General features: G+C 72.1%; 9 protein-coding genes. 8 read left to right on the top strand and 1 reads right to left on the bottom strand.

Annotated elements, in window-relative coordinates; all coding sequences use genetic code 11:
* From AAW13_RS43225 to AAW13_RS47945, 6 genes are all read left to right on the top strand, one after another.
* The coding region (locus AAW13_RS43225) for an ATP-binding cassette domain-containing protein (RefSeq protein WP_143145108.1) at positions 1 to 588 on the top strand (588 nt) is incomplete at its 5' end.
* Positions 585 to 2327 carry an ABC transporter ATP-binding protein gene (locus AAW13_RS43220; RefSeq protein ID WP_046734788.1) on the top strand — a complete coding sequence of 581 codons (1743 nt, stop codon included), beginning with the start codon at positions 585 to 587 and terminating at the stop codon, positions 2325 to 2327. The genes AAW13_RS43225 and AAW13_RS43220, both read left to right, overlap by 4 nt.
* Positions 2328 to 2636: 309 nt before the next feature.
* The gene (locus tag AAW13_RS43215; RefSeq protein WP_046734789.1) at positions 2637 to 4670 is read left to right on the top strand and encodes a M4 family metallopeptidase; all 2034 of its coding nucleotides are present in this window, start codon (positions 2637 to 2639) and stop codon (positions 4668 to 4670) included.
* Positions 4671 to 4922: 252 nt separating this feature from the next.
* Entirely contained in the window at positions 4923 to 6572 is a 1650-nt protein-coding gene (locus AAW13_RS43210) for a M4 family metallopeptidase (RefSeq protein WP_046734790.1), read from the top strand.
* Positions 6573 to 6642: 70 nt separating this feature from the next.
* On the top strand, positions 6643 to 7161 hold the full coding sequence (locus AAW13_RS43205; protein WP_046734791.1) for a DUF1990 family protein: 519 nt from the start codon (positions 6643 to 6645) through the stop codon (positions 7159 to 7161).
* Positions 7162 to 7194: 33 nt separating this feature from the next.
* The gene (locus AAW13_RS47945; RefSeq protein WP_420855532.1) at positions 7195 to 7683 is read left to right on the top strand and encodes a Crp/Fnr family transcriptional regulator; all 489 of its coding nucleotides are present in this window, start codon (positions 7195 to 7197) and stop codon (positions 7681 to 7683) included.
* On the opposite strand, the gene glgP is transcribed toward AAW13_RS47945, so the two are convergent.
* Positions 7631 to 10255: an alpha-glucan family phosphorylase gene (gene glgP / locus AAW13_RS43195; RefSeq protein WP_046734792.1), complete on the bottom strand. Its 2625-nt coding sequence runs from the start codon at positions 10253 to 10255 to the stop codon at positions 7631 to 7633. The two genes, AAW13_RS47945 and glgP, sit on opposite strands and share 53 nt — an antisense overlap.
* Before the next feature lie 189 nt (positions 10256 to 10444).
* On the opposite strand from glgP, the gene AAW13_RS43190 reads away from it, so the two are divergent.
* A complete protein-coding gene (locus AAW13_RS43190; protein WP_046734793.1) occupies positions 10445 to 11647 on the top strand; it encodes a S8 family peptidase in 1203 nt (400 codons plus the stop codon).
* 313 nt (positions 11648 to 11960) lie between these two features.
* Positions 11961 to 12675, top strand: a 715-nt coding sequence (locus AAW13_RS43185) for a maltotransferase domain-containing protein (RefSeq protein ID WP_143145107.1), incomplete at its 3' end; no start/stop codon positions are given.

The following is a 12675-nucleotide window of genomic DNA, read 5'->3' as shown; positions in this document are numbered from 1 at the left end:
GGCGCGGGGAACTGCGCGACAAGCCCCCACCCACCCGCACCCGCCGCACGGCCCAGGCCCGCACCCGCCGCACAGCCCAGGCCCGCACCCCCTGCCGCGCCCCTCGCCGCGGCCCTGCACGCGGCGGCAGCCGAGGACATCGTCCAGGCCCTCCCCCGCGGCCTCGACTCCCCGATCACCTCCCAGGCCCGCAACCTCTCCGGTGGCCAACGCCAACGCGTCCGCCTCGCCAGGGCGTTACTGACCGACCCCGAGATCCTCCTCGCCGTGGAACCCACCTCCGCCCTGGACGCCCACACCGAGTCCCTCGTGGCGGAGCGCCTCCGCACCGCCCGAGCCGGCCGCACCACCCTCCTGACCACCACCTCCCCCCTGATGCTGGCCCACGCCGACGAGGTGATCCACCTGGTCGACGGCAAGGTCGCGGCGACCGGCACCCACGAGGAACTGCTGGACCACGATCCCGGCTACCGCGCACTGGTGGCCCGGGACACGGAGGACACGGAGGACACGGGGGACACGGGGGACACGGGGGACACGGAGAGCAAGGCACCGACGCAGGCACCGGAAGAGGAGGTCGCCAGGTGACGACGGGTCAACTACCGGTCGCCGACCGCGCCGCCGTACGCCGCGCCACGGTCCGCCTGGTGAGGGCCGACCGCGCGGCCTTCGCCGCCGCCCTCCTGCTCAACGCCCTCGCGGCCGCCGCCGGCCTGGCCGGCCCCTGGCTGGTCGGCCGGATCGTGGACGCGGTCCGGGCCGGCCGCGGGGTCGGCGCCGTCGACGGCCTCGCCCGCTGGATCGTGCTCTGCGCCGTCGCCCAGCTGCTGCTCGCCCGTTGCGCGCGCTATCTGGGCCACCGCTTCGGTGAACGGACCCTCGCCCGGGTCCGCGAGGAGTTCGTGGACCGGGCGCTCGCGCTGCCCGCGTCGGTCGTGGAACGGGCGGGCACCGGCGACCTGACGGCGCGCGGCACCGGCGACGTGGCCACCGTCGGCACCACCCTGCGCGACGTGGGGCCCGAACTGCTGGTCTGCTCGGTGCAGGCGCTGTTCGTGATGGGCGCGGTCTTCGTTCTGGACCCGCTGCTGGCGCTGTTCGGGGTGGTCGGGCTGACCCCGGTCTGGCTCGCGCTGCGCTGGTACCTGCGCCGGGCCCGGGACGGCTATCTCACCGAGGGCGCGGCCACCTCGGGGGTCGCGGAGACCGTCACGGCGACGGTGGCGGGGGCCCGTACCGTGGAGGCGTTCCGGCTTCAGGAGCAGCGGATCGCGACCAGCCGGGACGCTCTGGAGACCAACCGGAAGGCCCGCTTCCACACCCTGTACCTGCGGTCCGTGTTCTTCCCCGCGGTCGAGGTGTCCTACACCGTGCCGGTGGCCGGGGTGCTGCTGCTCGGCGGGCTGCTGCACGCGGGCGTCGGGGTGGTGGTGTCGGCGGCGCTGTATCTGCGGCAGTTCACCGAACCGCTGGACCAGATCCTGATGCGGGTGGAGCAACTCCAGTCCAGCAGCGCCTCGTTCGCACGGGTGGAGGGGCTGGCACAGGCGCCCAGGGCGGCCGCGGAGGGCGGGGCGCCGGTCCCGGCGGACGACCGGATCGACGTGCGCGGCGTGCGGTACGCGTACGAGCGGGGCGGCGAGGTGCTGCGCGGGGTGGACCTGACGGTGCGGCCCGGGGAGCGGCTCGCGGTGGTCGGTCCCTCCGGGGCCGGGAAGACGACGCTGAGCCGGCTGCTGGCGGGCGTCGACGCGCCCGGCGCGGGCACGGTGACCGTCGGCGGGGTGCCGGTCGCCGGTCTCGGGCCGGAGCTGCTGCGCCGTCAGGTGGTCCTCGTCACCCAGGAACACCACGTCTTCCTGGGGACGGTCCGGGACAACCTCCTGATCGCGGCGCCCGGCGCGGGCGACGCCGGCCTGTGGGCGGCGCTGACGGCGGTGGGTGCCGACCGCTGGGTCCGCGCGCTCCCCGACGGCCTCGACACCCTGCTCGGTACCGGTGGTCGCGCGGCCGACGGTTCCCGGGCCCAGCAGCTCGCCCTCGCCCGGGTGGTGCTGGCGGACCCGCACACGCTGATCCTGGACGAGGCGACCGCGCTGCTGGACCCGGCGACCGCACGGCACACCGAACGCGCCCTGGCGGCCGTGCTGGCGGGCCGTACGGTCATCGCCATCGCCCACCGGCTGCACACCGCGCACGACGCCGACCGGGTGGCCGTGATGGAGGACGGCCGGCTCACCGAACTCGGCACGCACGAGGAGCTGGTGGCGGCGGGCGGGGCGTACGCGGCGCTGTGGGCGACCTGGCACGGCGACCGGAAGGCGTAGCTCCGGCACACCTCCTCGTCGACCGTCACGACATCGACCGTCACGACATTCCGCATACCGAACATGAACATCCGGACAACGAACGATTTCCGGCCAAGTTCCTGACGCGGTCCTGACAGATGCCGTTTTCTGCTGCCACTCTTCCCACGGCCGACTCACAGCAACCCCACAGCTTCACCTCGTCGCTGCCGGGTCCGGCACTGCACGCGCACATGGTTCCGCGTTCCGCCGAGTTCTGCCCGGACCGCCCACCCGTGGCCCGGATCTCCCCTGGCCGCGCGACCCGCGGCCACGCAGAAGGAGTCAGTGTTGAGAAGCAGTTCCTCTCGCAGACGCACCCCCCACCGCACCGCAGTAGTGGCCCTCGCGGGCGTCACCGCCCTGATCGCCGCCGCCGTCCAGTCCGGCGCCGCCAGCGCCGCCCCGGCCGCGCCGCACCCCGGCAAGGCCGACCCGGCCCACACGGCCGTGAAACTGTCCCCCTCACAGCGCGCGGAACTGCTCCGTGACGCGAGCACCGAGCGGGCCGCCACCGCCAGGGCGATAGGCCTCGGCGCGCAGGAGAAGCTGGTCGTCAAGGACGTCGTCAAGGACGCCGACGGCACCCTGCACACCCGCTACGAACGCACCTACGCGGGCCTGCCCGTGCTGGGCGGCGACCTGATCGTCGACACCGCGAGGTCGGGCGCCACCGAGCGCGTCGTCAAGGCGAACAGCGCCACGCTCAAGGTCGCCGACCTCACCCCGGCCCGGAGCGCGGCGAGCGCCGAGAAGGCGGCCCTCACGGCCGCCAGGGCCCTCGGCTCCACCAAGTCGGCCGCGGACGGCGCCCGCAAGGTCGTCTGGGCCGGTTCCGGCACCCCCGTCCTCGCCTACGAGACGGTCGTCGGCGGCTTCCAGGACGACGGCACGCCCAACCAGCTGCACGTCGTCACCGACGCCACCACGGGCAAGAAGCTCTTCGAGTACCAGGGCATCGAGAACGTCACCGGCACCGGCAACACCCAGTACAGCGGGACGGTGTCGCTGTCGACGACCCAGTCGGGCTCGACGTACAACCTGACCGACGGCGACCGCGGCGGTCACAAGACGTACAACCTGAACCACGGCACCTCGGGCACCGGGACGCTGTTCTCGCAGTCGAGCAACACCTGGGGCAACGGCACCACGTCGAACGCCGCCACCGCGGGTGCCGACGCGCACTACGGGGCCGCCGAGACCTGGGACTTCTACAAGAACACCTTCGGCCGCAGCGGCATCAAGAACAACGGCGTCGGCGCCTACTCCCGGGTGCACTACGGCAACTCGTACGTCAACGCGTTCTGGGACGACAGCTGCTTCTGCATGACCTACGGCGACGGCTCCGGCAACGCGGACCCGCTGACCGCCCTGGACGTGGCCGGCCACGAGATGAGCCACGGCGTCACCTCCAACACCGCCGGCCTCAACTACAGCGGCGAGTCCGGCGGCCTGAACGAGGCCACCTCGGACATCTTCGGCACCGGTGTGGAGTTCTACGCGGCCAACTCCACGGACGTCGGCGACTACCTCATCGGCGAGAAGATCGACATCAACGGCGACGGCACCCCGCTGCGGTACATGGACAAGCCGAGCAAGGACGGCGCGTCCAAGGACAGCTGGTACTCGGGGCTCGGCGGTCTGGACGTGCACTACTCGTCCGGTCCCGCGAACCACTTCTTCTACCTGCTGAGCGAGGGCAGCGGCGCCAAGGTCATCAACGGCGTCAGCTACAACTCGCCCACCGCGGACGGGCTTCCGGTCACCGGCATCGGCCGGGACAAGGCGCTACAGATCTGGTACCGCGCGCTCACCACCAAGTTCACCTCGACCACCAACTACGCGGGCGCCCGCACCGGCACCCTCGCGGCGGCGGGCGAGCTGTACGGCACCACGAGCGCCGAGTACAAGGCGGTGCAGGACGCCTGGGCGGGCGTCGCGGTCGGCGCGCGGTCCGGCGGCGGAGGCGGCACGGGCACCTCGTACGAGAGCACCACCGTGGTGTCGATCCCGGACAACGGGCCCGCCGTCACCTCGTCGATCACGGTCTCCGGGCGGACCGGGAACGCGCCGGGCAACCTCCAGGTGACGCCGAACATCAGCCACACCTGGCGCGGCGACCTGGTGATCGACCTGGTCGGCCCGTCCGGGACGTCGTACCGGCTGAAGAACTTCAGCTCGTCCGACTCCGCGGACAACGTGACGGACACCTACACGGTGAACGCCTCGTCGGAATCGGCCAATGGGACGTGGAAGCTCAAGGTCCAGGACCAGGCCGCGCAGGACACCGGGAAGATCAACAGCTGGAAGCTGACCTTCCCGTAAACCGCAGGACACAGGCGTGAGTACGGGGTGCCGTCGGAGGGTTCGACTCCGTTCGACGGCACCCCGGTTACATGCCCGCAACGTTCACCGAACACCTGCTTTTCGGCCAACATCACTTCAGGGTCCTGACATGTACGCGACCTTGATGTCACTCTTCCTTCACCCGTCGCACAGCACAGCAACTTCACAACCCCACAGCCGGGCCGGCGACCCCACTCCAGCCCGGACTCCCCACATCATGAAGGAGCTTGAGTGAGCCCCCTCTACGCGCGTCACAAGCGCACCACTCTGGCCGTAGCCACCGCTGTCGCCGCCGGCGCCCTGCTCACCACGGGTCTGACCACCAACGCCACCGCAGCCGCGAAGCAGCCACTGGCCGCCGCCCCCACCCTGCTCTCCAACTCCGCCCGCACCGCGCTGATCCAGAAGGCGCAGGCGGACGTCGCCGAGACCGCGCAGGAGATAGGCCTCGGCGCCAAGGAGAAGCTGGTCGTCAAGGACGTCGTGAAGGACGTCGACGGCACCGTCCACACGCGCTACGAGCGCACCTACGCGGGCCTGCCCGTGCTCGGCGGCGACCTGGTGGTGCACACCTCCAAGTCCGGCAAGTCCGAGGGCGTCACGCGGGCGACCAAGGCGACCATCAAGGTGGCCTCGCTCAAGCCGGCGATCACCACCGCCAAGGCGGAGAAGACCGCGCTCACCGCCGCCAAGGCGCTGGGCTCCGCCAAGTCCGCGGCCGACGGCGCCCGCAAGGTCATCTGGGCCGGCTCCGGCACCCCCGTCCTCGCCTACGAGACGGTCGTCGGCGGCTTCCAGGACGACGGCACCCCGAACCAGCTGCACGTCATCACCGACGCGGCGACCGGCAAGAAGCTCTACGAGTACCAGGGCATCGAGAACGCCACCGGCACCGGCAAGACCCTGTACTCGGGCACGGTCAGCCTCACCACGAACCTGTCGGGCTCGACGTACCAGCTGTACGACACCACGCGCGGCGGCCACAAGACGTACAACCTGAGCCACGGCACCAGCTCCGGCACCGGCACCCTGTTCACGGACGCGGACAACGTCTGGGGCACCGGCGCCGCCTCCAGCTCCAGCACCGACCAGACCGCGGCCGCCGACGCCGCCTACGGCGCGCAGGAGACCTGGGACTTCTACAAGGACACCTTCGGCCGCAGCGGCATCAAGAACAACGGCGTGGGCGCCTACTCCCGGGTCCACTACGGCAGCTCCTACGTCAACGCGTTCTGGGACGACAGCTGCTTCTGCATGACCTACGGCGACGGCTCCAGCAACACCCACCCGCTGACCTCGCTGGACGTGGCCGGCCACGAGATGAGCCACGGTGTCACCTCCAACACCGCCGGTCTCAACTACAGCGGTGAGTCCGGCGGCCTGAACGAGGCCACCTCGGACATCTTCGGCACCGGTGTGGAGTTCTACGCCAACAACTCCTCCGACGTCGGCGACTACCTCATCGGCGAGAAGATCAACATCAACGGCGACGGCACCCCGCTGCGCTACATGGACCAGCCCAGCAAGGACGGCGCGTCCGCCAACTACTGGTCCTCGTCGGTGAAGAACCTGGACGTGCACTACTCGTCCGGTGTCGCGAACCACTTCTTCTACCTGCTGTCCGAGGGCAGCGGCTCGAAGACGATCAACGGGGTGTCCTACAACTCCCCGACGTACAACAGCTCCACGGTCACCGGCATCGGCCGGGCCAAGGCACTTCAGATCTGGTACAAGGCGCTGACGACGTACTTCACGTCGACCACCAACTACAAGTCGGCGCGCACCGGGACGCTCTCGGCGGCGGTCGCCCTGTACGGCTCGGGCAGCACCGAGTACAACGCGGTGGCGGCGGCCTGGACGGCCGTCAACGTCACCTCGTGACCCGATAGTTGCACGGCGGGCGGGCCCCGGGGCGAAGATGTCCCCGGGGCCCGCCCTACCCTTGTCTGCCATGTCCTTCACGTACGACGCGGTGGGCGCGACCCGTGAGAACCTCGCCGCCTGCCCGCCGGGCTTCCACCCGCTTCACGTGCGCACGCGCATAGGCGAGGGGCGCGAGGCCTTCCAGCGCGCCACCGAGGCCGTCCTCACCTGGGAACTCCACCGCGCCCTGGGCGTGGGCATCGACACCGCCGCCGAACGGGCGGCCCCCGGCGTGGACGTCACGGTCACCCTCGCCGGCCTCGTCAGAGCCCCCTGCCGGATCGTCTGGACCGTGGACGAGTCCCGCCGCGCGGGGTGGGCCTACGGCACCCTGGCCGGGCACCCCGAGTCCGGCGAGGAGGCCTTCGTGGTCGACCGCACGGGCGACGGCACGGTATGGCTGACGGTCGCGGCCTTCAGCAGGCCGGCCAAGTGGTACACCCGAGCCGCCGGCCCGGCGACCCGGGGCTTGCAGCACGCGTACGCCCGACGGTGCGGGACGGTACTGCGCCGGCTGTGCTCGGACGACACGGACGGCCTGGGCTAGGGGTGGCCGAAGTTCCGGGGTTTCCACCGGATCGTGCCGTCTGCAATCATCGGGGGTCTCGGCCGACCGGGGAGGTCGCACGTGGCGGAAGGCGGGAAGCCCGGGCCGTTCGCCTCGTGGGCACCGGGCAGCTATCTCGGCCAGCTCTCCGACGGCGCGCGCCGGACCCTGCTCCAGGCCGGAACCCGCCGGTCGTACGCGGCCGGCGACGTGCTGTTCCGGGAAGGCGATCCGTCGTCGTACCTCCTCATGATCGCGGAGGGGCTGGTGAAGGTGTCGGCGGCGGCCCCCACCGGCCAGGAGCCGCTGCTCGTTCGAGAACGCAGAGGTCGTCGACGGTCTGCGGTTCCTGACGCTCCAGGACACCTACCGGTGGAAGGAGCGCCTGAGCCGTGGGAAGGACCGCGACGACCTCTCTCGCGTCCGGAGGAAGTTCCCCGAGGCTCCCCTCTGGTGGGGGAACTGACCGTCAGCGCATCAGGAGTCCCGCTCCCTCCGCCGTGTCCTCCGAGGGGGCTGTGACCAGGCCCAGTTCGGCGTTCGCGGCGAGGAGGGGGTGGGCCGGGAGGATGCGGACCGTGTAGCCGTAGGGGCCCGTGCGGTCCAGGGACAGCGGGCCCTCGTAGGTCCAGTGGCCCTCCGGGTCCGGGCCCGCCGTCGGCTTCAGCGGGGCCGTCGTGGCGTCCGTGATGCGGTCCTCCGGGTCGACCCGGCCGGAGACGGCCTGGACCTCCACGTCGTCGGGGGTGAGCTCGCCCAGGCGGACGCGGACGCGCAGCGCGAGGGTGGTGCCGAGTTCCGCGGTGGCCGGGGCCGCGGTGGTCGCCACGTGGTCGACGGTCACCCCGTGCCAGGCCGCCCGCACCCTGCCCTTCCAGGCGGCCAGTTCCCGGGCCGCACCGGAGGTCATGGACCGGTGGGCGTGGGCCGCCGGGGTGTAGAGACGCTCCACGTACTCGCGGACCATGCGCCCCGCCAGCACCTTGGGACCGAGCAGGGTGAGGGTCTGGCGGACCATCTCGATCCAGCGGTCGGGCAGGCCGGTGCGGCCGCGCTCGTAGAAGCGCGGGGTGACACGCTGTTCGAGGAGGTCGTAGAGGGCGTCCGCCTCGATGTCGTCGCGGCGCTCGGGGTCGGTGCCCGCGCCGTCCGCGGTCGGGATCGCCCAGCCGAAGTCCGGCTGGAACCACTCGTCCCACCAGCCGTCCAGGACCGAGAGGTTGAGCCCGCCGTTCAGGGCCGCCTTCATCCCGCTCGTCCCGCACGCCTCCAGCGGGCGCAGCGGGTTGTTCAGCCAGATGTCGCAGCCGGACAGCAGCTTCTGCGCCATCGCCATGCCGTAGTCGGGCAGGAAGACGACGCGGTGGCGGACGCGCGGGTCGTCGGTGAACCGGACCAGTTCCTGCACCAGCCGCTTGCCGCCGTCGTCCGCCGGGTGCGCCTTGCCGGCCACCACGATCTGGAGGGGGCGCTCCGGGTGCAGCAACAGGTCCATCAGCCGGTCACGGTCACGCAGCATGAGCGTGAGCCGCTTGTACGACGGGACGCGGCGCGCGAACCCGATGGTGAGGACGTCCGGGTCGAGCACCTGGTCGATCCACCCCAGCTCGGCCGTCCCCGCCCCCCGTTGCCGCCAGGACGCCCGCAGCCGCGCCCGCACCTCCAGGACCAGCTGCTCCCGCAGCGCCCGGCGCAGCTCCCAGATCTCCTGGTCGGCGACCCCGGCGACGGCGTCCCAGCGCTCCGGGCCGCCCACGGTCAGCGCCTCCTCGGTACGGCGGTCGCCGAGCCGCCGGGCGCCCAGCCGCACCACCTCCGGGGCCACCCAGGTCGGGGCGTGCACCCCGTTCGTGACGGAGGTGATCGGCACCTCGTCGGGGTCGAACCCCGGCCACAGCCCGGCGAACATCTCCCGGCTGACGTTGCCGTGCAGCAACGAGACCCCGTTGGCGCGCTGGGCGAGCCGCAGGCCCATCACGGCCATGTTGAAGAGGTTGGGTTCGCCGCCGGGGTAGGTCTCCATGCCGAGCCGCAGGACGCGCTCGACGTCGACGCCCGGGAGTTCGGCGTCGGCACCGAAGTGGTGGGCGACCAGCTCGCGGTCGAAGCGGTCGATGCCGGCCGGGACGGGGGTGTGGGTGGTGAAGACGGTACCGGCCCGTACCGCCTCCAGCGCCGCGTCGAAGTCGAGTCCGGCGGCGACGAGTTCGCCGATGCGCTCCAGGCCGAGGAAGCCGGCGTGCCCCTCGTTGGTGTGGAAGACCTCCGGCCCGGGGTGCCCGGTGAGCCGGCAGTACGTCCGTACGGCGCGCACCCCTCCTATACCCAGCAGCATCTCCTGGAGGAGGCGGTGTTCGCTGCCGCCGCCGTACAGCCGGTCGGTGACCCCGCGTTCGACGAGGTCGTTCTCCTCGACGTCGGAGTCCAGCATCAGCAGCGGCACCCGGCCCACCTGGGCCAGCCAGATCCGGGCGCGCAGCAGCCGGCCGCCGGGCAGTGCGAGGGAGACGTGCGCCGGGGTGCCGTCGGCCTCCTTCAGCAGCGCCACCGGGAGTTCGTTGGGGTCGAGGACGGGATAGTGCTCCTGCTGCCAGCCGTCCCGGGACAGGGTCTGCCGGAAGTAGCCGTGCCGGTACAGCAGGCCGACCCCGATCAGCGGCACGCCCAGGTCGCTGGCCGACTTGAGGTGGTCGCCGGCCAGGATGCCGAGACCGCCCGAGTACTGGGGCAGGGCCGCCGTGATGCCGAACTCGGGTGAGAAGTAGGCGACTGCGGCGGGGAGTTCGGCGGACTCGGGCCGGGACTGGTACCAGCGGTCGCCGGTCAGGTAGTCGCTGAGGTCGTCGGCGACCGCGGTCAGCCGGCGCAGGAACCGGCGGTCCCCGGCCAGTTCGGCGAGCCGCGCCGGAGGCACGCTGCCGAGCAGCCGCACCGGATCGCCCGCCGAGGCGGCCCAGCGCTCGGGGTCGACGGACTGGAAGAGATCACGTGTCTCGGCGTGCCAGGACCAGCGCAGGTTGCGGGCCAGGTCGCTGAGGGGACGGAGGGGTTCGGGGAGAACGGGACGGACGGTGAACCGACGGATCGCCTTCACATTCCACCTCGTGCGTTTCGCGTTCGCGTGGGAGCCGTACGACGCTGTGCGGCTCGCGTCTGTGTCGACGGTACCGGTGTCGGGGTGCCGCCGGGGGCTGCCGCCGGCCTTCGCCCCCGGGTGCCTTCTTGTCGGCTTTCGTCCGGTACGAGACGCTGCCTGCCTGAGCCGAGGAGGGGACTCACAGCCATGGCACGGACTTGTACCCGGCGGCTGCGTCTGGTGGGGGGCCTGACCGCGGTGGTCACGGCGGCGGTGCTGTCGTCGGCGGCCCTGCCCGCGCACGCCGTTCCGGAGGGGACCATAGCCGGCGCCGGCGAGCCCGGCTCGGTCGGCGGGAGTTACCTGGTGACGCTGAGGGACGGGATCGCGGTCGGCTCGGCGGCCGGGCGGGCGGTCGCCGCCCGCTATGGGGCGACAATAAGCCATACTTACGGCAGCGTGCTGAACGGCTACGCGGTCAGGGCAAGCGCTGCACAGGCCCGGCGGCTCGCCGCGGACTCCCGGGTCGCCGCCGTCGTCCAGGACCGCCGGGTCACCCTGGCGGACACCCAGCGGAACCCGCCGTCCTGGGGGCTCGACCGCGTCGACCAGCCGGCGCCTCCGCTGGACGGCGCGTACACCGCACCGGGGTCGGCGGGCGCCGGGGTCACCGTCTACGTGATCGACACCGGGATCCGGATCAGCCACCGCGACTTCGGCGGACGGGCCGGCTACGGCTGGGACTTCGTCGGCGACGACGGATCCGCCGGTGACGGCAACGGGCACGGGACACATGTCGCCGGCACCGTCGCGGGCACCCGGTACGGCGTCGCCAAGAAGGCGCGGGTGGTCTCCGTCAAGGTCCTGGACGACACGGGGGCGGGCACCACCGCCCAGGTCATCGTCGGTGTCGACTGGGTCACCGCACACGCCCGGAGACCCGCGGTCGCCAACCTCAGCCTGGGCGGCTACCACAGCGCCGAACTCGACACCGCCGTACGGAACTCGATCAGATCCGGCGTGACGTACACGGTCGCCGCCGGCAACGACGGCGGCCCCGCCGCCCGCTACTCACCGGCGGATGTGCCGCAGGCCCTCACCGTGGCCGCCGTCGACCGGGCCGGCACCCGCGCGGACTTCTCCGACTACGGTTCCGCCGTCGACCTGTTCGCCCCGGGCGTGTCGGTCGTCTCGGACGGGAACGCGAGCGACACCGCGCAGCAGACCCGGTCGGGCACGTCCATGGCGTCGCCGCACGTGGCGGGCGCCGCCGCGCTCTATCTCGCCGGACATCCGAGGGCCACGCCGGCCCAGGTCGCCGACGCCCTGATTGCGGGGGCTTCGAGCGGGCAGGTGTCCGATGCGGGACCCGGATCGCCCAACAGACTCCTCCGGGTGCCGGAGTCGTAGAGCGGTCTTCGGGGTCGGGAAGCGGTCTTCGGAGTCGTGCGGCGGTCTCCGGGGCCGGAAGCGGTTTCTGGTGGGCGATCACGCCAACGGCCCCGTTCGGCCTGAACGGGGCCGGTCTTGTGCGTAGACATACGGCTGAGTAGTTAACAAAGTGCCGGATTGCCCACCCGAATAGGGTGGGAAGGCTCCTCCGGTACACCCCACGGACACAGCGCAGATACCCAGCACAGGTAGACCCTTCAGGTACACGCAGGACCCACCTCCCCACCATCCATCCGCCCACACACCCTCGTTGCCGCGGACAGGAGCGGTCATGCCCGCCACGCACCACTCGTCAGCACCCGCAAGTCCCCGCACGTCAGCACCTCCGACGCCACGCACGTCGTCCGGCGCGCCACCCCCCGCGGACGCCGTCACGGCCGTCGGCCGCATACCCGTCCTCGACGTCCGTCCGCTGGTCCAGCAGGGCCGCCGGCCCGCCAAGGCGGTCGTCGGGGAGTCGTTCGAGGTCACCGCCACCGTCTTCCGCGAGGGCCATGACGCCGTCGCCGCCAACGTCGTGCTGAGGGACCCGAAGGGCCGTCCGGGCCCCTGGACCCCGATGCGGGAGCTCGCCCCCGGCACCGACCGCTGGGGCGCCACCGTCACCGCCGGGGGAAAACCGGGCCGTTGGACCTACCAGGTCGAGGCGTGGGGAGATCCGGTCGCCACCTGGCGCCACCATGCCCAGATCAAGATCCCGGCGGGCATCGACACCGAGCTGGTCCTGGCGGAGGGCGCCGCGCTCTACGAACGGGCCGCCGCCGGGGTGCCGAAGGCCAGGAAACGGGAGATCGTGCTCGCCGCCGCGGCCGCCCTGCGCGACGAGGAGCGGCCCGCCCCCTGGCGGCTGGCCGCCGCCCTCACCCCCGAGGTGGACAAGGTGCTGGCCCGCCACCCGCTGCGGGAGCTGGTGACGGCCTCGGAGCCGCTGCCGCTGCTGGTCGAGCGCGAACGGGCCCTGTTCGGCTCCTGGTACGAGTTCTTCC

This window comes from Streptomyces humi, from assembly GCF_001005085.2.
Lineage (GTDB): Bacteria > Actinomycetota > Actinomycetes > Streptomycetales > Streptomycetaceae > Streptomyces > Streptomyces humi.
This window is presented reverse-complemented; position numbering and strand designations above follow the sequence as displayed.